Genomic DNA, 21,865 nt, shown 5'->3' on the forward strand with positions numbered 1-21,865 from the left:
TCAGGCCGCCATGAGGGCTTCGATGGCGTCCGGGGCCACGGGCACCGCCGCAGAGAGCACCTCAGGCCCGTCGGCGCCGATGGCAACGTCGTCCTCGATGCGGATACCCATGCCGCGCCACTTCTTTGCCACCCGCGTGTTGTCCGGCGCCACGTAGATCCCGGGCTCCATGGTCAGGACCATGCCGGGCTCGAGGAGCCGCCACTCGCCGCCGACGCGGTAGTCGCCCACATCGTGTACGTCGAGGCCAAGCCAGTGGCCGGCCCGGTGCATATAAAAGTCCCGGTAGGCCCCGTCGCTGATGAGCTTCGCCACCCGGCCGCGGAGCAGCCCGAGGGCCACCAGCCCCTCGGTGATCACGCGCACCGTGGCATCGTGAGGCTGGTTCCAGTGGTTGCCGGCCCGGGCCGCTGCGATGCCCGCCGCGTGAGCAGCCTGCACCACTTCGTAGAGGGCGCGCTGCGCGGGGCTGAAGCGGCCGTTGACAGGGAAGGTGCGGGTTACGTCCGCCGCGTAGCCGTGGTACTCACAGCCGGCGTCAAGGAGCACGAGATCACCGTCGCGGAGGCGCTCGCTGTTCTCGATGTAGTGAAGGATACAGCCGTTGGCGCCACCGCCGACGATTGCCGGGTAGGCCGGGAATCGCGCGCCGCTGCGGGCGTAGGCATAGGCCAGCTCGGCCTCGAGCTGGTACTCGTAGAGGCCCGGCTCGCAGGCGCGCATGGCCTGGCAATGCGCCTCGGCGGTGATCTGCGCCGCGCCGCGCATGACCCGGAGCTCGCCGGCGCTCTTCACCAGGCGCAGCTCGTGGAGCATGTGATCGAGGTCCGTAAACTCGCCCGGGGGTACCGCGCCGCTGGCCTCACGCTCGCGGATGCTGTTGACCCAGCCCATGAGGCGGGCATCGAAGCCGCGGCTGCGCCCCATAGCGTAGTAGACCCGCTCCCGCCCCTCGATGAGCCCGGGGAGGATGTCGTCGATGTCACCGATCGGGAAGGCATCATCGGCACCATAGCGCTCGACCGCGCCCTGAGGGCCGGCGCGGTAACCGTCCCAGAGCTCCCGGGCTGGATCGCGGTCGCGACAGAAGAGCACGACCTGCCCGTGGCGGCGACCGGGCACCAGGACAAGCACCGCGTCCGGCTCCGGAAAGCCGGTCAGGTAGAGAAAATCACTGTCCTGGCGGAAGGGGTACTCGGTATCACGATTGCGGTAGGCAAGGCGTGCCGAGGGAATGATGGCAATACTGTTCGGCTCCATGAGCCCCATGAGCTTGCGCCGCCGGCTGGCGAACTCGCGCTTGCCGATACCCTTCACCGCGGCCATGAGGTGCTCAGTGCACCGTGCTGCCCGGCGGCCGCGCGGAAGGCTCTGCCTCTGCGGTGCGCCCCAGGCTGTCGAGAATAATATTCATGGCTGCAAAGCGCAGATATTCAACCAGATCGGCGTAGGCGCGCTCGCCCTCATCGTCGTCGTCGTCACCAACGCCGGCCTGGGCGATAGCGGCAAAATCCTTCAGCGCCTCAGCGCTGTCCGCCTCCACCGCAGCATCGAGGCTGCGGTTGCTCACCCGGGCCTGGGCAAAACCGGAAAGAAAGCCGCGGCACCAGTCCGCGAGGGCCAGCGTGCGCTCGCCCAGATCGCTGTCATCGTCGGGCAGCAACGGCTGGAAGCGGAGCGCCTCATCGGTAAGCAGCTGCGCCGTGTTGACATAGAAACGCTGCAGACCATCCGCCAGCTCGCCGTGAGGATCGAAGCCGAGGGCAGCGCCGACGCCGGCGAGGCCGGCTTCCGGCGACGGATCAGCCCCGCCGGCGAGGAGCCCGGCCAGGCAGCCATGCAGTTCCGAGGGCGACTGGGAAATGCCCTGCTCGAGCAGGTGATCGGCAACCTCATCAAAGGCAGGGAGATTCCCGTCCTCGCCGGGTACCGGGTCGAACAGACCCATCATGGCGTGAGACTCGCCGGGGAGCCGGCTCGGGAGCTTGCAGGCTGCCTGCAAAAAGCACGGCAGATTGTTGAATTGACAGGCATTTACGCCGTTGACCTCTCTGGGATGCGGGGTCTATAGTGCGGGAGACCTCGCGGAATGCCAAGTATAGCGACGATGGCGGATGATGCGCTCAAGCTGCTGGAACACAGGATCGACACCCTCATCGATTTGTGCGCGCAGCTCAACCGCGAGAACCGCCAGCTGAAGGCGGAGAATCTGGGCTGGCGCCAGGAGCGCCGGGAACTCATCGAGAAGAACGACCGCGCGCGCGAGCGGGTGGAAGCAACGCTCGCCCGCCTCCGCGACCTGGAGTAGGTCCATGGCCCCCCACACCGTCTCGGTCACCATCCTCGACAAGGATTACCAGGTTGCCTGCCCCGAGGATCAGGCCGCCGACCTCGTTTCCGCGGCCAGCTACCTCGACAAGCAGATGCGCGCGATCCGCGACAGCGGCAAGGTGATCGGCCTCGAGCGCATTGCCGTCATGGCCGCTCTCAATATCAGCTACGACCTGCAGCGCACAGGGCGGGGCGAAGACGTCATGGGGGAACTGCCGAAGGATGGCAGCGCCGACGGCACCCTGCGCAGCCTCAACCGCAAACTGGATGAAGCCCTGCACCAGCTCAGGCAGATCGAAATCAGCTGAATCCGGGCGGGATAGTCGGCGCTGGGGGGCCCCTGCGTTATAATGGACGCTGGTTACCTGGCGTATGCGCCAGACTATCAGTCCTCGAGCCGATAACTGCGTTACCGGGGGCAGCCAAAGTCGCTGTTGTGCAAGTCCGGCCCGTACCGGGAAGCCTGATGCGATGCGGAGGCCTCCACCTTGAGCCATCGGGTTCAAGGGCCGACCTGTCAGCGGTACGCCGGGAACCTACCCCTTTTTTCTAACGACAGCTTTTCTCCAACGACAGCCATACGTAAGCAGCCGTGAGCAGCACCGCCGACGCCGAGCACAAAGCCCGCACCCACAAGGCGGCGCTGCGTGTGCGTCTGCGCGCGGCACGCCGGGAGCAGGCCGCGAGCGCACGGGACGCCGCAGCGCAGGCGCTGGCGGCCTATGCTCCGGCGCTGCCCGGCTGGTGCGCCGGGGCCCGCCTCGCTGCCTATGTTGCGGCCGATGGCGAACTGGACCCGGCGCCCCTTCTTGCTACGGCGACGGCTGCAGGCCTCACGACCTACCTGCCCCGGGTCGGCGCTGATCGCGCCCTCACGTTTCATCGCTGGACGCCGGGCTCGCCGCTGGTGGAGAACCGTTATGGCATCGGCGAACCGACGCCCGGGGAGCCGATACCTGTTGACGCTCTGGACCTGCTCTGCCTCCCGCTGGTGGCCTTTGCCGGAGACGGCACGCGGCTGGGCATGGGCGCGGGCTACTACGATCGGACGCTGGCCGCGTCCCGGCCGGGACTGCTGCTGGGCCTGGCCTTCGACTGCCAGGGCGTGGACACACTGCCAAAAGACCCCTGGGATGTACCCCTGGATGGTGTGCTGACGGAAACGGGCTGGCGTCCGTCGAGGGAGGGCGCCTAACGCTCGAAAACAAGCCCCGCCTGTAGCGGGGACTCGGGGGCCGCGACAGTGCGGCTGGAAGAGGCAGGCAGCATAAGGGTCACGAAGACCCCGAGGACGAAGGCAGCAAGGAGCACGAGCATGGTGTCAGGCCGATTCTTCATCTGTCCCTCTCATCTCCGGGTGGTGTAAAAGGAAAACTTTGTGAATTATTCACAGAGCTTACCGGGAATAATGCAAAATGCAACACGTCAATCATCTAGCACTCCTATTTTTCTGTGGGTCGTTTTGCGTGACTCGTCAGGATTTTTCGGGGCAGCTGCTCCTGTCGTGAGAACAGCAGCCCTGCAAGCAGCCCTTGCTTGACCCGCAATCCTGCCCGGAGGCTTTCTACTCGACCTCCAACTCGACCTCCTACCCGGCCTCTTCTAACCGGGTCCGCTAGCCGGCCTCCAGCTCCCGGACGCCGTCATCGCCCGCCAGAAACAGCCGGTCTGCCGGGCGCCGGGCAAAGAGTCCGCTGCACACCAGGCCGGTAAGATTGTTAAGCGTCTCCTCCATGGCAAGAGGCTGGGCAAGGGGAAAGCGGTAGACATCGAGAATGATATTGCCGTTGTCCGTGACCACACCTTCCCGGTAGACCGGGTCCCCGCCAAGGCGCACGAGCTCCCGGGCGACGTATCCCCGTGCCATGGGGATCACCTCCACCGGCAGCGGAAACTCACCAAGGGTGCGCACCAGCTTGCTGTCGTCGGCAATACAAAGGAACTCGTCCGCTGCCGCCGCAACGATCTTCTCCCGGGTCAGCGCACCGCCGCCGCCCTTGATGAGCTGCAGCTGCGCATTGGCCTCATCGGCCCCGTCCACGTAGAACGCGACCCGGTCCACGCTATTCAGGTCGTAGACGGGAATGCCGTGCGCGCGGAGCCGCTCTGCGGAGGCCTCGGAGCTGGCCACGGTGCCGCCGATGCTGCCCTTCAGCCCCGCGAGGCCGTCGATGAAGCGGTTGGCGGTGGAGCCGGTGCCGATGCCGACGATGGTGTCACTTTCCAGCTTCGGCCGGAGATAGGCCAGCGCCGCGTCGGCGACCGCCTGTTTCTTGCTGTCCTGATCCATGAAGACTCCCGGGAGTGTGCCTGGGCGCCAGTGTACCGCGAACACACCGGGCTGCATTGCCGTCGCTGCTGCTTTACCATGCCTGCACGCTGAACGCCGGTGATCGCATGCCCCAGAGCTATATCAAGCGCATCCTCGATGCCAAGGTCTACGACGTGGCCCGGGAAACCCCGGTCGACGAGGCCCGGCTCCTCTCTGCGCGCCTGGACAATCGCGTCTGGCTGAAGCGCGAAGACCTGCAGCCGGTCTTTTCCTTCAAGCTGCGCGGCGCCCACAACAAGATGTACCGGCTGAGCCAGGCGCAGCGGGATCGCGGCGTGGTCGCCGCCTCCGCCGGCAACCATGCCCAGGGCCTGGCCATGGCGGCCCAGCGCATGGGCGTGAAGGCGGTCATTGTGATGCCGCGGACCACGCCCACCATCAAGGTAGATGCGGTGCGCAGCCGGGGCGCGAAGGTCGTCCTCCACGGCGACGCCTTTGACGAGGCCTTTGCCCACGCACAGCAGCTGGTCGCGGAGCACGGCATGACCTTCGTCCACCCCTTCGATGACCCGGATATCATTGCGGGGCAGGGCACCGTCGGCATGGAGATCGTCCGCCAGCACCAGGCGCCCCTGGACGCGCTCTTCGTCCCCGTGGGCGGCGGTGGCCTCCTCGCCGGCGTTGCCGCCTACGTGCGCTATGTCTGGCCGAAGACACGCATCATCGGCGTGGAGCCGGAGGACGCGGCCTGCCTGAAGCTGGCCCTGGAGAAGGGGCGCCGGGCCCGCCTGAAAGAGGTGGGCCTCTTCGCCGATGGCTGTGCCGTCGCCCAGGTGGGCAAGGAGACGTTCCGGATCATCCGCGAGACGGTAGACGAGGTGATCACCGCCTCTTCGGACGAGATGTGTGCCGCGATCAAGGATATTTTCGAGGACACCCGCGGCATCGCCGAACCCGCCGGCGCCCTGGCCCTCGCCGGCCTGAAAAAGTATGTGGAAGAGCGCGGCGTGAAGGGCCAGGACCTCCTGGCGATCCTCTCCGGCGCGAACACAAATTTCGACCGGCTGCGCTACATTTCCGAGCGCACGGAAATCGGTGAGCACCGGGAAGCGATCATCTCGGTAACCATACCGGAGCGGCCCGGGAGCTTTCGCGCGTTCTGCAGCGCCCTGGGCAAGCGCAATATCACGGAGTTCAACTATCGCTACGCCAGCGCCCGGTCGGCCAGAGTTTTTGTCGGCCTGAGTGTGACGCCCGGAGGCGACGATCTCGCGGCGGTGCTGGCGAAGCTGGCGGCGGAGGGCTACGAGGCCCAGGATCTCACGGATAACGAGATGGCAAAGCTGCACATCCGCTACATGGTCGGCGGCCGCGCCCCGGTGGCCATGGGCCGGGAGACGATCTACCGGGTGGAGTTCCCGGAGCGCCCCGGCGCCCTGCTCAGATTTCTGTCGGGCCTGGGCCAGCGCTGGAATATCTCGACCTTCCACTACCGCAATCACGGCGCCGCCTATGGCCGGATCCTGGTCGGCATCCAGGCGCCGAAGGGCGAGGAGCGCGAGATCCACAAGACCCTCGATGCGATCGGCTATCCGTTCTGGGACGAGTCGGAGAATCCCGCCTACCAGCTGTACCTCGGGCAGGTGGACTGACTCTTTCTTCGGGTGCTTCGTAGTTCGGGCTGGGGGAGCTTCGTAGTTCGGCGTCAGCTGCAGCGATTCCCCCTGCGGGACCGCAAAAGCGCCATCCATGGCAGCTCGGGCGCGGCCGTCCATGGCCGCGCACGTCCCGCAGGGGGAATCGCTGCACCTGACGCCTGACGCCTGACGCCAGTGCCAGCACGAGACCCCGCCAACGCCGTTCGTTGGCACAGCGGCAGGCCCGCGGCCCGGAGAACGCCTGCGGGACCGTGCGAGGCAGGACGCCGAGCCCGAGCCGCCATGGATGGCGAACCGGCGTGTCCCGCAGGCGTTCTCCGGGACGCGGGCCGTGCTACGGGCACCCGGGTCGCCGGCATGTCTCAAGTCCTCAGGATTCAGGCCGCCGCCAATGAATGCGGCGTTGTCATTACAGGTCGAAGATCTTGCCCGGATTCATGATGCCGTCCGGATCGAAGACGCGCTTGATGCCGCGCATGAGCTCGATTTCCGTCTCGGAGCGGCTGTAGCTCAGGTACTCCTTCTTGAGCAGGCCGACGCCGTGTTCGGCGGAAACACTGCCGCCATGGCGCTGGACAATCTCGAAGACCCAGCGGCTGACCTCGCCGCAGCGGGCCTGGAACTCGTCCATGGGCAGCTCGTCGGGCTTGAGTACGTTGAGGTGGACATTGCCGTCACCGATATGGCCGAACCAGATGATCTGGAAATCCGGATAATGCTCGGAAACCACGGCGTCGACCTCGGCGAGGAAGCCGGGCACATCGGAGACCCGGGTGGAGATATCATTCTTGTAGGGCGTCCAGCGCGAAATCGTTTCGGAGATATCCTCGCGCAGGCGCCAGAGAGACTGCGCCTGAGCCACGCTCTGGCTGACGCAGCCATCGAGGACCCAGCCCTGCTCCACCGTCTCCTCAAAGACGGCCATGGCGGCCTCCAGCGCCGCTTCGTCGGGCTGGGCAAACTCGAGGAGAGCGTAGAAAGGTGCCGCCGTGTCAAAGGGGCGCTGCAGCTCCTGGTGTTCCACAACCCGGGCCAACGCCTCCTCGGAAAAAAACTCGAAAGCGTGAAGCTCAAGCCGGCCGCGGGCGCAGTGAAGCACGTCCATGATCGCACCCAGGTCCGGCACACCGAGAACCATAACGGCCAGATCGCCGGGCGGGTCGGCAAGGGAGACGGTGACCTCGACAATGACCCCGAGGGTGCCTTCAGAGCCGATGACGAGGTGGCGCAGATCATAGCCCGCATTGTTCTTGATGAGGCCGCGGTTCAGATCCAGCAGCTCGCCGGTGCCCGTGACCAGCTTGACGCCGACGACCCAGTCTCGGGTCATGCCGTGGCGGATGACCTTGATGCCGCCGGCGTTGGTGGCGACATTGCCGCCGACCTGGCTGGAGCCCGCGGAAGCGAAGTCCACCGGGTAGAAAAGACCCTTCGCTTCAGCATAGGCCTGCAGCTCGGCAGTGACGACGCCCGCGCCGCAGCGAACGGTGCGGTCCACGGGGGAAAAGTCGTCGATGCCGTTGAGGCGGTCGAGAACCAGAACCAGCTCCCCTCGGGCGGCGACGGCGCCGGCGGAGAGGCCGGTGCGGCCGCCGCTGGGCACGATGGCGAGACCCGCGCGGCGCGCGTAGCGGACCACGCTCTGGACCTCGGCGATGCTGCCCGGGAGCACCACCGCGCAGGGAGCCGGGACGTGGGCACGGGTCCAGTCGCGGCCGTACTGCTCGGCCCCGGCGGGGCCATCGAGCACGCGATCGGCGCCGACAATTGCGGCGAGCGCCGATAGCTGTTCCTCTGCCAACGCGGTCACGTCCCCCACCCTTGTCACTGCCTATAGCCGAAAGGCGCGTATGCTATCATGTCGGGCTTCGCCCGCCAGCGGCGGCATCATCACTTATCTCGTCAGGACGCCAGACATCATGGGCAGTACCTCGCTGCAGAAGCGCAAGATCAAGTTTCTTTTGCTGGAGGGCGTCCATCCCTCCGCAGTCGAGGCCCTCAATGCGGCCGGCTACAACAACATCGAGCAGCACCCCAAGGCTCTGCCCCCGGAAGAGCTGAAGACGGCGATTGCCGATGCGCACTTTGTCGGCATCCGCTCACGCACCCAGCTGACCGACGAGATCTTTGAGCACGCGCGCAAGCTGGTGGCTGTGGGCTGTTTCTGCATCGGCACCAACCAGGTTGACCTGCCTGCCGCCACGCGCCGGGGCATTCCGGTCTTCAACGCGCCCTTCTCCAACACACGCAGCGTTGCCGAGCTGGTCATCGCCGAGGCGATCCTGCTCCTGCGCGGTATCCCGGCCAAGAACGCCGCCGCCCACCGGGGCGCCTGGCTCAAGAGCGCCGCAAACAGCTACGAGATCCGCGGCAAGCGCCTGGGCATCGTCGGCTACGGCAACATCGGCATGCAGCTCGGCGTCATCGCCGAGGGTCTCGGCATGCGGGTCCAGTTCTACGATGTGGTCAACAAGCTGCCCCTGGGCAACGCGCGGCAGCTCGGCACTCTCGATGCCCTGCTGGCCAGCTCCGACGTCGTCTCCCTGCACGTGCCGGAGACCCCGTCCACGGCCAACATGCTGAGCGCGGCCCGGCTCGACCAGATGCCCGCCGGCAGTATCCTTATCAACGCCTCCCGGGGGACCGTGGTCGACATCGACGCGCTCGCCGAACGGCTCGCCAGCGGGCACCTTGCCGGGGCGGCGATCGATGTCTTCCCGGTGGAGCCGCGCTCTAACGACGACGAATTCGTTTCGCCGCTGCGCGCCTTCGACCAGGCGATCCTCACGCCTCATATCGGAGGCAGCACCATGGAGGCTCAGGAGAACATCGGCATGGAGGTGGCGGAGAAGCTCTCACGCTACAGCGACAACGGCACCACAACGTCGTCGGTGAACTTCCCGGAGGTGGCGCTGCCGGAGCACGCCGGCTCTCACCGCCTGCTGCATATCCACCGCAACGTCCCCGGTGTCATGGGCGCCATCAACCAGGTATTTTCGGATACCGGGGTGAACGTCTCTGCCCAGTTTCTGCAGACCAACGACGCTATCGGCTACGTGGTCATCGATGTCGATGCGGAGTACTCCGACGTGGCGCTCCGGGCCCTGGCCGACATCGACGCCACCATCCGCAGCCGGGTGCTGTTCTGATGCGCCGCCGGCTTGCTGCTCTGTTGCTGGCCGTCAGCTGCACGGGCTTCGCCCACGCCGAGGACTTCCCCGGGATCGAGCAGCTCATGAGTGCCGAGGAGTTCGAGGCGGCCGGGCTCGACAAGCTGAGCGATGCCGAGCGTGACGCTCTAGACAACTGGCTCCTGCGCTACACCGCCAGAGATGCGGAAACGCTCCGCAGCACCAGCGAAGACGTCCGGGAAGCGGAGCAAGAGGCCCGCATCGAAGCCCGGGTGAGGACACCGTTCCGGGGCTGGAATGGCAACACGCTGTTCTACCTTGAAAACGGCCAGGTGTGGCAACAACGTCTCGAGGGACGCTTCGCTTATGAGGGCGGTGATCGGGAAGTTATTCTGGACAAGAACTTCTTCGGTTTCTGGCGCCTTACCCATGTCGCCACCGGACGCAAGGTGGGTGTCAAGCGCATTCGCTGATGCGCGCACCCAGCCAAACCCTAATGTTGCCTACGCACACATCTCAATAGCCTTCCCTAAACGATTGAAAGTATTGCTTTAGCAAGTTCCATGAAAATTCCGTGAATTTGTCTCAAAACCCTGCAATCTCTACGGGTTATGGCCCCTCGCGCGTGTAAAGTTGGCCCCACTGCGGCACGGCCCGCAACACACAACGTATATATTCTTGAGAATACAGGGGTAAAAATTGTTCAAAAAACACAGTCTGACAGCGGCAGTTTCGGCCGCCCTCGGTGTCAGCGCCGTCATCGGCATGCCCGGAACGGTACTGGCTCAGCAAGAGCAACTCATGGAAGAGGTTATCGTCACCGGCTCGCGAATCACGAGGGGCCCGGAAACGATCTCCAACATGTCCATGACCTCTGGCGAAGACATTGAGCGGCTCGGCACCTACAGCACCCTCGATGCACTTCAGCGCATGCCCGCCGTGACCAATAGCGGCGGCGCCACCAACCGTAACAACTCCAACGGTGGCCGCGGCGCGAACTTTGTCGAGATCCACAATCTGGGGTCGGAGAGAACCCTGGTCCTCATGGATGGTCGGCGCGCCGTGAGCACGATCCGTGATTCCAGTGGCCTGGGCGTGGACCTGCAGTCCTTCCCGGTGAACATGATCGAGCGCGTCGAAGTGCTCGCTGACGGTGCCTCCACGATCTATGGCTCGGATGCCGTGGCGGGTGTGGTCAACGTCATCCTGAAAGACGATTTTGAAGGCTTCGAGTTCACCGCAGGCACCGGCAGCCCCGAAGATGCGGGCGGTGAGTCGCAGAACGTCGGCTTCCTGCTGGGCAGCGGCAGCGCCCGGAGCCACTTCGTGCTGTCCGGTACCTACACCGAGACGGAGAATGTCGACTTCCAGGATCGGGAGTGGTCGCAGATTCCGCTGCTCGGTCAGAGCGATGATGGTTCAGGCAGTATCCTGAACCTGATCGGAAGCGGTATTCCGCCTGAAGGCCGCGTGCCGGCCGCAGGGATTATTTTCAAGGAAGATCCGGTCACCGGCGCCAGCTTCCAGCCCTACGATACGTTCGGCTTCAGCGGCCTGAACGGTTCGGCCGGCGACGGCAGCATCCAGTCTATTCTGGACACGGGGCATCGTTTCAACTACAACGCCCCCGGCGGTGATGGCGTCAGCCTGATCAACCCCGCCAGGATCTTCAACCTGGCCGCCATCGGCGAGGTCGAACTCAACAACAGCTGGACGGCCTACTCGAACATCCTGGCCCAGCACCGGGAAGGGACGCTGAACTTCACGCCGCTGCCCGTCGCCGGCGCCGCGGGGCGCTTCACGGATCTCATCCAGGTACCCATCGATCACCCGAACCTGCCCGCCGATGCCCGGGCAGAAATCCAGGGCGCGCTCGGGCCCGACGCTGAGAGCTTTCAGCTCTGGTACCGGGGTCTGGACCTGGGTAATCGCAAGTTCAAGTACGATGCGGATACGATGCAGGGCACCTTCGGATTCCGGGGTGAACTGGACATCGCGGGCAGTACCTGGGACGTGGACACCTGGGGCACCTGGGGTCAGTCACGCCTGACCGAGGTCACCTTCGGCCAGCTCAACGTGGGAGCCCTGCAGATCGCGTCAGATCCGGCGCGCTGTGCCGTCATCGACAACTGCCCGAAGAAGGCCAATGGCGATCCGCTCTTCGACCCCTTCGGTCGCAGCCCCAAGACGCAGGCGGAGAAAGACTTCATCCTCTTCGAGGACCACGAGAAGACCGAGTATGAAATGTGGCACTTCGCCGCCACGATCAGCAACCCGTCGGTCGTGGATCTCCCTGCAGGGGGTCTCGGTATCGCTGCGGGTGTCGAGTATCGTGAGGAGTCTGGCAGCGTGACCCCTTCCGGTATCGTTGGGGACGGCAACAGCGGCGGCAATTTCGCGGAGCCCACCGATGGCGAGTATGACCTCTACGAGGTCTACGTGGAGAGTGAAATCCCGCTGATCTCCGGCGCTCCGTTCGCCGAAGAGGTGAGCGCTCAACTCGCCGCGCGCTTCTCCGATTACGGTGACTTCGATGAGACGACCTGGAAAGTCGGCGCCCGCTGGCAGCCGCTGCAGTCGCTGACTTTCCGTGGCCAGCTCTCCACCGGTTTCCGTGCGCCGAATGTGCTCGAGCTCTTCGGCGGCAACGCCGACGCGTTCACCGGGGTCACCGACCCCTGCAACTCGGAGAACCAGGCCGCGAACCCGACCGTTGCAGCCAACTGTGCAGCGGAGGGTGTACCCTCCGACTTTGTTCAGCCGGCTGCACAGCTGAAGATCACCCAAGGCGGCAACCCGGATCTTCAGCCCGAGACCTCTGATAATATGTCCGTGGGCTTCGTGTTTACGCCCGAGGTATGGGGTTCCCCGAGCATCAGCCTCGACTACTACGATGTCGAAATCGATGACGCAATCGGCACACCGGTGGAGAGCACCGTGATCAATACCTGCTACGAGAGCCAGGGGCTCTCGGCGCCGGAGTGCGATCGAATCGCCCGCGGCCCTGGCGGTGATGTCGTGCGCTTTGACCTGCTTCTGGAAAACCTGTCGACGATCGAAACGTCCGGTATCGATCTCAATTCCTCGTTCACCTGGAACACGGACTTCGGCATGGTCAGCGCCGACTGGCTGCTGATGTGGCTTGAGGACTACAAAGAGGTCAGTGCAACCGGCGTCGTCGAGGATCAGCGTGGCAAAGTAGCCTGTACCACCTGTTCCTTCGCCGGCTACCCGGAGTACAAGTCGACACTGTCCCTGAGCCTCGCCCAGGACAGCTGGTCGACCTCCCTGGTCTGGCGTTACCTCGATGCGATGGACATCTCGGATGAAGTTGGTTTCGACAACGTCAATACTGAAGTCGACGAGATGAACTACTTCGATTTCTACGCCAGCTACAACTTCAGCGCCTTTGAAGTCTCAGTCGCCGTGGAAAACCTGACCGACGAACAGCCGCCCTTCGTGCCGGCGATTTCGACCAACACCAGTGCAATCTACGACTTCCTTGGTCGGTTCTACAGCGCACGGCTGGTATGGCGCATGTAAATCATCGGCAGTCACCAGCGTTTGCGACGGGCCCTTCGGGGCCCGTTTTTTTTGTGCTTTCTTTTTGTGCTCGCGATGCGAAGGAGGCATGCTTTAGCCCATGAACAGCAATGACGCACAGGCTTGGGCAGACGACTGGGAGCGGACCCGGCGCGCCGGCGTGGTGCCCGAAATCAGCGCCGGCGACCCGGCGCTACGGGACTACTGACTGGCCTTCTTCACCTCCTGCGCGCTCGCCGATGACGGGCACACCCGCCTCCTGGACCTCGGCTGCGGTCACGGCGCGGTCACCGCCCTCGCCGAGTCCGTCGCGCGCAACAACCTGCGCCACTTCCGCATCACCTACCTGGACATCAGCGATGCCGCGGTGGACCTGTTCAAGGCACAACACCCGGCCGTGGCCGCAGTCTGCGCCAGCGCCGACGACATTCCCCTGCCGGATGCGTTCTTCGACCACGTGGTCAGCCAGTTCGGCATCGAGTACGCGCCGGCGGCGGCCGACGAAGCGGCGCGCGTCCTGCGGCACGGCGGCAGCGTAGCCTTTCTCATGCACCTGAAGAACGGCGCCATCTGGGACGAGTGCCGGGCCAACCGCGATGCCCTGGGCGGCGTCCGCGACAGCGGCGCGCTGCCGGCCTTCATCCGCCTGGTGGAGGAGAGCCTCGCCCTGCGCGAGGGCCGGGGCAGCCGCGACGCCTTCGAGCAGGCGGACCGCGATCTCGCGCCCTGCGTGAAGGCCATGGAGGCCGTCCTCGAAGCGCACGGCAAGGCGATCGGCGGCGGGCTCGTGTTCCGGACCTACGCCGACATCGCCCACATGTACCGGAAGATGAACGCCTTCGAGCCCGCGGAGGTCATCGCCTGGGCAGAGAAGGTCGAGGCGGCCATGGCGGCCTGGCGGGAGCGCATGCAGTCCATGCTGGACGCCGTCCTCGACGAGACCGCCCTCGGCGCCTGGCGCGACCGACTAACCGCCGGCGGTCTCAGCATGGACGAACCCGCCCGCCTGGCCCTGGGCGAACCGGCCAGGGACGGCGCCTGGATCCTGCGCGGGAAAAAGGTCAGTCGCTGAAGGAGGCCTTATCGACGACCCTCTTCCTATCCTACCAGAGCACTAGCTCCCCGCGAGGAGATCGAGCTTGTCGCCGTAGCGCTGCTTGTCGCTGTCGCCGGCCAGCGCCTCGGCCTGGCGCAGGAACTTGCGCGCCAGCTCCGGCTGGCGGCGCTGGGTGAGGATCATCGCCATGAGGTGATGGAAGCGGTGGTCCTTTGCCTGGGTCCGCAGCGCCTTCTCGAGGTGCCGCTGCGCATTGAGCCAGGCCCCCGCCTCGTAGGACTGCTTCGCCCGGTAATACTGGTAGTAGGGATTCTTCGAGCGCAGCCGGTCCACCTGCCGCGCGTAGTTGGCCGCCAGCTGGGGCAGGCCCTGCTCCCGGTAGAGCCGGGCGAGGTTGCTCATGGCCACCGGCTCGTGGTCCAGCTCGATGGCGTGCCGGAAGGCCGCCTCGGCGCGCGCGAGCTCGCCCTGGCGGCGGTAGAGGGTGCCGAGGTTGGTCCAGACGTGCCCGGCCCCGGGCTGGAGGGCCAGGGCCTCGCGGAAGTGCAGGAAGGCCCGGGCCGGGTCCTCGTGGGTCATGAAGTGCACGCCGAGGTTGCTGTGATAGCGCGACTCGCCGGCTTCGTCGCTGATCAGCCGCCGCGGGTAGGCGCGCAGGTAGTCACCGAGGTTGAAGTCCACCACCTGCTCGGCGCCCGGCAGGTCTACGAGGACGTTCACGTGCAGGTTGTAGAACCAGGCGTTGTCGCCCTCGGTCCAGGTGGGCGGCACCATGACCTCCTGGTAGCTGGCCCGCAGGCCCACTTCCCGTGCCAGGGCGAGGAAGAGATTGGTGAAGCTCATGCAGTTGCCGGCGCGGCGGTAGAACGCCTCGCTGGCGGGCAGGGTGAGCAGGTTATCGTATTCGAGCTCGAGGCCCCCGGCGAGGATGCCCTCGAGGATCAGGTCGACCTTGTGCGAATCGGACGCCCGCTCGGGCACACGCTCGGCGAGGAAGGCGCGCATGTCGTCGTTGACGGCGAGGAGCCCCGGATCCTCGGGGGCGTCCGCAGGGCCGACGCCGAACAGGCGGCCATCGAGCAGAGCGGCCGGGCCGGGCGGCGCCGCGGCGGCGAACTGCGCGGGCGGCTGCGAGGAGCAGCCGGCGAGGAGCAGCAGCAATAGCGCAAGCAGCCTGTAGCGGGACATGGCCAGCCTCCTGCCGGGGCAATGCATCCCGGCATGTCATGAGGCAAGTGTAGCACCACGGACACCGCCGGTTCTTCGCCGGGTTCGCTACGGCCCTGTCTCTCTGGCGCGCTCCTCGAGGACCGCTACCGCCGGCAGCGTCTTGCCCTCCACGTACTCGAGGAAGGCGCCGCCGCCGGTAGAAATGTAGGAGACCTCGCCGGCAATGCCAAACCGGTCGATGGCGGCCAGGGTGTCGCCACCACCGGCGAGGGAGAAGGCGCTGCTCGCGGCGATCGCCTCCGCGAGGGCGCGGGTGCCGCCGGCAAAGGCCTCGAACTCGAACACGCCGACCGGCCCGTTCCAGAGGATCGTGCCCGCCCCGGCGAGCTGCGCCGCCAGGGCTTCCGCCGCGCGCGGGCCGATGTCGAGGATCATGTCCTCCGGGCCGACGTCGGCCACGGCCTTGACGGTCGCTTCCGCATCGGCGCTGAACTCGCTGGCCACCACGACGTCCTCGGGAAGAGGCACCTCGGTCTTTTCCATGAGCGCTTTCGCCGCAGGCAGGAGGTCATGCTCGCAAAGGGACTTGCCCACCGGGTGCCCGGCGGCCGCAAGAAAGGTGTTAGCGATACCGCCACCGACGACCAGCTTGTCGACCTTGTCGGCGAGGGTTTCGAGCACCGTGAGCTTGGTGGAGACCTTGGAGCCGCCGACAATGGCGATCATGGGTCGCGCCGGCTGCGCCAGGGCGCGTTCCAGCGCCGACAGCTCCGCCGCCAGCAGCGGGCCGGCACAGGCCGCCGGCGCATAGCGGGCGACACCATGGGTGGACGCCTGGGCACGGTGCGCGGTACCGAAGGCATCCATGACGAAGAGGTCGCAGAGGCCGGCATAGGCCCGGGCCAGGCCCTCATCGTCGGCTTTCTCACCGCTGTTAAAGCGCACGTTCTCAAGCATGGCGATCTCGCCGTCGCCGAAGACCACACCGCCGCGCCAGTCCGGTATCAGCGGTACGGGACGCCCGAGCAGTTCCCCGAGGTGCGCCGCCACTGGCTGCAGGGACAGCGCCGGGTCGAACTCGCCCTCGCTCGGTCGGCCCAGGTGCGACATGAGCAGCACCTTCGCACCGGCGCCCAATGCCTGCTCGATGGTGGGCAGGGCCGCGCGGATGCGCGCATCCGAGGCGACCCTGCCGTCCTTGAGCGGCACATTCAGATCTTCCCGGATGAGCAGCGTCCGGCCGGCGAGGGGAAAGTCCTGCATGAGCTTGACGGGGAGGGACATGGGCGGGTCCTTCGGGAGGCTGGGTGGTTCGGGAGGCTAGCTGGTTCGGCTCCAGTAGTCGGCAACATCGAGCATACGGTTAGCGTAGCCCCATTCGTTGTCGAACCAGGTCAGCACCTTTACCAGGTGGCTGCCGCTGACCCGGGTCTGACTGGCATCGATGATACTGGAGCGCGGGTCGTGGTTGAAATCACAGGAGGCCAGGGGCTCTTCGGTGTAACCGAGGACACCGTCAAAGCGTGACCCGGCTGCGGCGGCGAGCGCGCGGTTCACGGCGGCGACATCTACCGCCCCGCGTACCTGCACCGTGAGATCCATGGCGGACACGTTAAGCGTCGGCACGCGCAGCGCCTGGGCGCTGAAGCGCCCGGCCAGGGTCGGGAGGATACGCTCGATGCCCCGGGCCAGCCCCGTATCGATGGGGATAATGGAACGGGACGCGGCACGGGTCTTGCGCAGGTCCGTATGGTGATAGGCGTCGAGCACCGGCTGGTCATTCATGGCCGAGTGGATGGTAGTGATCGTACCCACCTCGATACCGAAAGCCTCATCCAGGGCGGCGATCACCGGCACGATGCCATTGGTGGTGCAGGAGGCGGCAGATGCGATGCGGTGCTTCGCCCCGAGGCTGTCGTGATTGACCCCGTAAACCACTGTGGCGTCGACATCGGCCTGCGCCGGCTGGGAAAAGAGCAGGCGGCCGGCGCCGGCGGCGAGGTGCCGCTCGGCGGTGGCGCGATCCGTGAAGGACCCGGAGCACTCGAGGACGAGGTCAACGCCGTGGCGCCCCCAGTCGAGGCGCGCCGGGTCGGGCTCACGGAGCAGGACGATAGATTCACCGGCCACGCTGAAACCGCCCGCGCAGGCGGCAACGTCAGCGGGGAAGCGGCCGTGGGTGCTGTCGTAGCGGGTCAGGTGGACCACCGTCGTCGCATCCGCCAGCTCGTTTACAGCGACAACCCGGAGCGCTTCGCGCAACGGGCTTTCCTGCAGGGCCCTAAGGACACTGCGCCCGATGCGGCCGTAGCCGTTGATGGCGAGGCGCAGCATGATCAGAGTGCTTGCAGCACCTCGTCGACCGCAGCGACAACGTTGTCGACGGTGAAACCGAATTCCTCGAAAAGGGCGGCGGCCGGCGCCGACTCACCGAAGCTGTCCATGGCCACGATGCGCCCGTCGAGGCCGACATATTTGTACCACCAGTCGCGGTGCCCCGCCTCGACGGCGACCCGGGCGAGCAGGTCGCTGGGCAGCACCGCCTCACGGTAGGCCGCATCCTGCTGCTCGAAGACCTCGGCGCAGGGCAGGGACACCACGCGCACCGTCCGGCCCTGCTCCTCCAGACGCTCGGCGGCGGCCATGGCCAGGGCGACCTCGGAGCCCGTGGCGATAATCACCGCCTCCGGCGCACCTTCGCTGCCAGCGTCGCGGAGCACATAGCCGCCGCGGGCGATGGCGGCGACCTGGCGCTCGTCGCGGGCCTGGTGCGGCAGCCCCTGGCGGGAGAACACGAGCGCGGACGGGCCGTCCCGACGCTCAAGGGCAGCGCGCCAGGCCACGGCGGTTTCCACCGTGTCGCAGGGACGCCAGGTGTTGAGCCCCGGCGTGGCACGCAGCGCGGTCAGCTGCTCAACCGGCTGGTGCGTCGGCCCATCCTCGCCGAGGCCGATGGAATCGTGGGTGTACACCAGAATCTGCGGCTGGCCCATGAGCGCGGCCATGCGCACGGCATTGCGGGCGTACTCCATAAAAATAAGAAAGGTCGCCGTGTAGGGGATGAAACCACCGTGGAGGGCGATGCCGTTGGCGATCGCCGTCATGGCAAACTCACGCACGCCGTAATAGAGATAGTTACCCGCCGCGTCCTCCGCGGTCACCGGCTTGCTGCCGTCCCAGAGCGTGAGGTTGGAGCCGGCCAGGTCCGCCGAGCCGCCGAGGAACTCGGGGAGGAGGGCGCCGTAAGCATTCAGACTCTGCTGGGAGGCCTTGCGCGTGGCGACGCTGGCGCCGGCGGCCTGGCACTCGGCGATGTACGCATCGGCCCGCTCACCGAAGCTTTCCGGCAGCTCGCAGGCGAGGCGCCGGGAAAGCTCTGCCGCGAGGCCCGGGTGGGCTTGCGCATAGGCGGCCATGGTGCTGTCCCAGGCAGCCTCGCGCTCGGCGCCGGCGGCACGGGCGTCCCAGCCGTCATAGACATCTGCCGGGACCTCGAAAGCCGGGTGCGTCCAGCCCAGGGCCTCGCGGGTCGCGGCCACCTCGTCGGCGCCCAGGGGGGCGCCGTGGCAGGACTCGCTCCCGGCCTTGTTCGGCGCGCCCTGGCCGATCACCGTGCGGCAGCAGATGAGCGTAGGTCGGGTGGTGTCGCCGCGGGCTTCTTCTATAGCGGCACGCACTGCGGCCGGTTCGTGTCCGTCCACGGCTTCGAGTACCTGCCAGCCGTAGGCCCGGAAACGACCGGGGGTATCGTCCGTGAACCAGCCCTCCACCTCACCATCAATGGAAATGCCGTTGTCATCGTAAAAGGCGATAAGCTTGCCGAGGCCCAGGGTTCCGGCGAGGGAGCAGCTCTCGTGGGAGACACCCTCCATCAGGCAGCCGTCGCCGAGGAACACGTAAGTGTGGTGGTCCACCACCGTGTGCCCGGGACGATTGAACTGTGCCGCGAGGGTTTTCTCGGCGATGGCCATGCCCACGGCGTTGGCCAGGCCCTGGCCGAGCGGGCCCGTGGTGGTCTCAATGCCCGGCGTGTAGCCGTATTCCGGATGACCGGGGGTGCGGCTGTGCAGCTGGCGGAAGTTCTTGAGCTCCTCGATAGGCAGATCGTAGCCGCTGAGATGCAGCAGACTGTAAATGAGCATGGAACCGTGCCCGTTGGACAGCACGAAGCGGTCCCGGTCCGGCCAGGCGGGATTGGCCGGATTGTGCTTGAGGAAATCGTTCCAGAGGACTTCGGCGATATCGGCCATGCCCATGGGAGCGCCGGGATGGCCGCTGTTGGCCTGTTGCACGGCGTCCATACTGAGGGCACGGATGGCATTCGCGAGTTCTGAGCGCGCAAGCTCGGGTCGGGCGGGCATAGGATCGTCCACGTGTCAAAAGCCCGGCATTCTGGCCCAGCGGGGGGGTGGGAACAACGTAAAAAGTCCTATATCAAAATTTTTTGATAGAACATCCGGGGCCTGCTAGACTTCGCCACCATGCAAGGTACAGCTCCCCTCAAGCCGGTCAAAGCACCACAGAGCGCGCCGATCAGCGCCCGCAAGGCATCGGACGACGCCCTCGCAGACCTCGCCGCGGCGTGCAAGGCCTGCGCCGATCCGCTGCGCCTGCGGATCCTGCGTGCCCTGCACAACGATTCCCTCGCCGTGTCCGAGCTCTGCGAGCTCCTCGGCATGCGCCAGCCGGCCCTCAGCCACCACCTGAAGGTGCTGGCCAGGGCAGGGCTGGTCACCAGCCGCCGCGAGGGCACGAGCATTTTTTACCGCCGCAGTGACCTGTTGGCGCCCGCCGGCGGCGCCGCCGTTGCCGCAGCGCTCCTCGACGAGCTCGATGCCCGGCCGCTGCCACCGGCCATGCGCCGGGGCCTGGAGCGGTTGCAGCGCACCCGGGAGCACAACTCCCGCGATTTCTTCCGCCTAAACGCCGACAAGTTCCGGGAACAGCAGGACCTTATCGCCAGCTACGAACAATACGCCGACACGGTGGCCCAGCTTCTCATAGAAGCGCCCCTGCCCCGGCGGGAGCTGGCCCTGGAAATCGGCCCCGGGGACGGCCGCTTCCTCGCCCAGCTCGCCCCGCGCTTTGCCCGGGTGCTGGCCCTGGATAACGCCCCGGAGATGCTCGCGGCCAGCCGGGCAACAGCCGCCCATGCGGGGCTCGGCAACATCGATTTCATTCTCGGCGACACCGGTAGCAGCGAACTCTGTGGCATCGCCGCAGACTGCATCGTCATCAATATGGTGCTGCACCACACGCCGGAGCCGGCACAGGTGCTGAAAGACGCCGCGGCGCACCTCGCCCCCGGCGGCGTTCTCGCCGTCACAGACCTCTGCCGCCACGACCAGGGCTGGGCCCGGGAAAACTGCGGCGACCTCTGGCTCGGTTTCGAGCCGGAGCAGCTTGCGGCCTGGGCCACGGACGCGGGGCTTGGCGCTATCGCCAGCAGCTTCCTCGCCCAGCGCAACGGCTTCCAGATCCAGGTGCGCCTCTTCGGCCACGCGAACCAGTAAGCACATCCAGAAGGACTCTCCATGAGCGACTACTCAATCTTTACCTCGGAATCTGTCTCCGAGGGCCACCCGGACAAGATGGCGGACCAGATCTCCGACGCCATTCTCGATGCCATCCTCGTCGACGACCGGGACGCACGGGTCGCGGTGGAGACGCTGGTAAAAACCGGCATGGTCGTGATCGCCGGCGAAGTGACCACCAACACCTACGTAGACCTCGAGGACGTGGTGCGCGGCGTGGTCACGGACATCGGCTACACCAGCTCCCGGGTCGGCTTCGACGGCGCCTCCTGCGCGGTCCTCAATGCCATCGGCAAGCAGTCCCGGGACATCGCCATGGGCGTGGACGAGAGCGCCGACAAGGAGCAGGGCGCCGGCGACCAGGGCCTCATGTTCGGCTACGCCAGCAACGAGACCGATGTGCTCATGCCCGCTCCCATTTATTTCTCGCACCGGCTGGTGGAGCGCCAGGCTGAGCTGCGCAAGCGCGGTACACTGCCCTGGCTGCGCCCGGACGCCAAGAGTCAGGTTACCCTGCGCTACGAAAACGGCAGGCCCGTCGCCGTGGACGCGGTGGTCCTGTCCACGCAGCACGACGAGGACGTCTCGCAGGCGGACATCCACGAAGCGGTCATGGACCTCATCGTCAAGGAAGTGCTCCCCGCCGAGTGGCTGCACGCGGACACCCGCTACCATATCAACCCCACGGGTCAGTTCATTATCGGCGGACCGGTAGGCGACTGCGGCCTCACAGGCCGAAAGATCATCGTTGATACCTACGGCGGCATGGCCCGGCACGGCGGCGGCGCCTTCTCGGGCAAGGACCCTTCCAAGGTCGACCGCTCCGCGGCCTACGCCGGTCGCTACGTGGCCAAGAACATCGTCGCCGCCGGCCTCGCCGACCGCTGCGAGATCCAGGTGTCCTACGCCATCGGCGTGGCCGAGCCTACCTCCATCGCCGTAGACACCTTCGGCACCGGCACCGTGAGCGATGAGCGCATCGTGCAGCTGGTGCGCGAACATTTCGACCTGCGCCCCAAGGGCCTCATCGAGATGCTCGACCTGAAGCGCCCGATCTACCGCGGCACCGCCGCCTACGGCCACTTCGGCCGCGAGGAGTCGCAGTTCACCTGGGAAAACACCGACAAGGCCGAGGCCCTTCGCAACGCCTGACGGCCCGCCTAGACACG

The 21,865-nt window shown here is 66.2% G+C and carries 19 protein-coding genes and 1 other RNA gene; 11 read left to right on the plus strand and 9 right to left on the minus strand.

Translation table 11 applies throughout. From position 1 onward, the window contains the following. Positions 1–1,326 carry a Xaa-Pro aminopeptidase gene (gene pepP, locus HRUBRA_RS06410; RefSeq protein ID WP_035515594.1) on the minus strand — a complete coding sequence of 442 codons (1,326 nt, stop codon included), beginning with the start codon at positions 1,324–1,326 and terminating at the stop codon, positions 1–3. A gap of 7 nt (positions 1,327–1,333) precedes the next feature. Beyond that, positions 1,334–1,951, minus strand: a complete 618-nt coding sequence (locus HRUBRA_RS06415; protein WP_201771552.1) for a UPF0149 family protein — start codon at positions 1,949–1,951, stop codon at positions 1,334–1,336. Positions 1,952–2,089: 138 nt separating this feature from the next. Between HRUBRA_RS06415 and HRUBRA_RS06420 the strand changes: the two genes are divergently transcribed. The 4 genes from HRUBRA_RS06420 to HRUBRA_RS06430 all read left to right on the plus strand — a co-directional run bounded on the left by HRUBRA_RS06420 (position 2,090) and on the right by HRUBRA_RS06430 (position 3,526). Beyond that, the gene (locus tag HRUBRA_RS06420; RefSeq protein WP_322786723.1) at positions 2,090–2,308 is read left to right on the plus strand and encodes a TIGR02449 family protein; all 219 of its coding nucleotides are present in this window, start codon (positions 2,090–2,092) and stop codon (positions 2,306–2,308) included. Positions 2,309–2,312: 4 nt separating this feature from the next. Continuing rightward, positions 2,313–2,639, plus strand: coding sequence for a cell division protein ZapA (locus HRUBRA_RS06425; protein WP_035515597.1), 327 nt, complete (start codon positions 2,313–2,315; stop codon positions 2,637–2,639). Between the two features lie 51 nt (positions 2,640–2,690). After that, a non-coding RNA gene (gene ssrS, locus HRUBRA_RS14925) (6S RNA) lies at positions 2,691–2,870 on the plus strand. A gap of 53 nt (positions 2,871–2,923) precedes the next feature. Then, a complete protein-coding gene (locus tag HRUBRA_RS06430; RefSeq protein WP_052094464.1) occupies positions 2,924–3,526 on the plus strand; it encodes a 5-formyltetrahydrofolate cyclo-ligase in 603 nt (200 codons plus the stop codon). Here the strand turns inward: HRUBRA_RS06430 and HRUBRA_RS15270 are convergent. Continuing rightward, complete coding sequence (locus HRUBRA_RS15270) at positions 3,523–3,669, minus strand: hypothetical protein (RefSeq protein ID WP_154664294.1); 147 nt, start codon at positions 3,667–3,669, stop codon at positions 3,523–3,525. The two genes, HRUBRA_RS06430 and HRUBRA_RS15270, sit on opposite strands and share 4 nt — an antisense overlap. Positions 3,670–3,946: 277 nt before the next feature. After that, positions 3,947–4,621: a ribose-5-phosphate isomerase RpiA gene (gene rpiA, locus HRUBRA_RS06435; RefSeq protein WP_035515598.1), complete on the minus strand. Its 675-nt coding sequence runs from the start codon at positions 4,619–4,621 to the stop codon at positions 3,947–3,949. Positions 4,622–4,728: 107 nt separating this feature from the next. Here rpiA and ilvA point away from each other — a divergent pair, with 107 nt between their 5' ends. Continuing rightward, a complete protein-coding gene (ilvA, locus tag HRUBRA_RS06440; protein WP_035515640.1) occupies positions 4,729–6,255 on the plus strand; it encodes a threonine ammonia-lyase, biosynthetic in 1,527 nt (508 codons plus the stop codon). Positions 6,256–6,670: 415 nt separating this feature from the next. On the opposite strand, the gene HRUBRA_RS06445 is transcribed toward ilvA, so the two are convergent. Beyond that, a complete protein-coding gene (locus HRUBRA_RS06445; protein WP_035515642.1) occupies positions 6,671–8,071 on the minus strand; it encodes an FAD-binding oxidoreductase in 1,401 nt (466 codons plus the stop codon). Between the two features lie 109 nt (positions 8,072–8,180). On the opposite strand from HRUBRA_RS06445, the gene serA reads away from it, so the two are divergent. From serA to HRUBRA_RS15560, 4 genes are all read left to right on the plus strand, one after another. Further along, on the plus strand, positions 8,181–9,410 hold the full coding sequence (serA, locus tag HRUBRA_RS06450) for a phosphoglycerate dehydrogenase (protein WP_035515599.1): 1,230 nt from the start codon (positions 8,181–8,183) through the stop codon (positions 9,408–9,410). Then, a complete protein-coding gene (locus HRUBRA_RS06455; RefSeq protein WP_035515600.1) occupies positions 9,410–9,865 on the plus strand; it encodes a hypothetical protein in 456 nt (151 codons plus the stop codon). Before serA ends, HRUBRA_RS06455 begins: the two co-directional genes overlap by 1 nt. 328 nt (positions 9,866–10,193) lie before the next feature. Next, the gene (locus HRUBRA_RS06460; protein WP_035515602.1) at positions 10,194–12,935 is read left to right on the plus strand and encodes a TonB-dependent receptor plug domain-containing protein; all 2,742 of its coding nucleotides are present in this window, start codon (positions 10,194–10,196) and stop codon (positions 12,933–12,935) included. 259 nt (positions 12,936–13,194) lie between these two features. Continuing rightward, positions 13,195–14,007 carry a class I SAM-dependent methyltransferase gene (locus HRUBRA_RS15560; protein ID WP_236629803.1) on the plus strand — a complete coding sequence of 271 codons (813 nt, stop codon included), beginning with the start codon at positions 13,195–13,197 and terminating at the stop codon, positions 14,005–14,007. Positions 14,008–14,049: 42 nt separating this feature from the next. Here the strand turns inward: HRUBRA_RS15560 and HRUBRA_RS06470 are convergent, their stop codons facing one another. From HRUBRA_RS06470 to tkt, 4 genes are all read right to left on the minus strand, one after another. After that, entirely contained in the window at positions 14,050–15,180 is a 1,131-nt protein-coding gene (locus HRUBRA_RS06470) for a tetratricopeptide repeat protein (RefSeq protein WP_035515604.1), read from the minus strand. An 87-nt stretch (positions 15,181–15,267) separates the two neighbouring features. Then, positions 15,268–16,446, minus strand: coding sequence for a phosphoglycerate kinase (locus tag HRUBRA_RS06475; protein WP_035515606.1), 1,179 nt, complete (start codon positions 16,444–16,446; stop codon positions 15,268–15,270). A 36-nt stretch (positions 16,447–16,482) separates the two neighbouring features. Further along, positions 16,483–17,496 carry a glyceraldehyde 3-phosphate dehydrogenase NAD-binding domain-containing protein gene (locus HRUBRA_RS06480; RefSeq protein WP_035515608.1) on the minus strand — a complete coding sequence of 338 codons (1,014 nt, stop codon included), beginning with the start codon at positions 17,494–17,496 and terminating at the stop codon, positions 16,483–16,485. 2 nt (positions 17,497–17,498) lie between these two features. Then, positions 17,499–19,523 carry a transketolase gene (gene tkt, locus HRUBRA_RS06485; protein WP_035515610.1) on the minus strand — a complete coding sequence of 675 codons (2,025 nt, stop codon included), beginning with the start codon at positions 19,521–19,523 and terminating at the stop codon, positions 17,499–17,501. 120 nt (positions 19,524–19,643) lie between these two features. Here tkt and HRUBRA_RS06490 point away from each other — a divergent pair, with 120 nt between their 5' ends. Together HRUBRA_RS06490 and metK are read left to right on the plus strand one after the other, a co-directional pair. Next, on the plus strand, positions 19,644–20,675 hold the full coding sequence (locus HRUBRA_RS06490) for an ArsR/SmtB family transcription factor (RefSeq protein ID WP_084592502.1): 1,032 nt from the start codon (positions 19,644–19,646) through the stop codon (positions 20,673–20,675). 21 nt (positions 20,676–20,696) lie between these two features. After that, positions 20,697–21,848: a methionine adenosyltransferase gene (metK, locus tag HRUBRA_RS06495; protein ID WP_035515612.1), complete on the plus strand. Its 1,152-nt coding sequence runs from the start codon at positions 20,697–20,699 to the stop codon at positions 21,846–21,848. Positions 21,849–21,865: the final 17 nt, after the last annotated feature.

The sequence above is a fragment of the Pseudohaliea rubra DSM 19751 genome (assembly GCF_000764025.1).
Taxonomy (GTDB): domain Bacteria; phylum Pseudomonadota; class Gammaproteobacteria; order Pseudomonadales; family Halieaceae; genus Pseudohaliea; species Pseudohaliea rubra.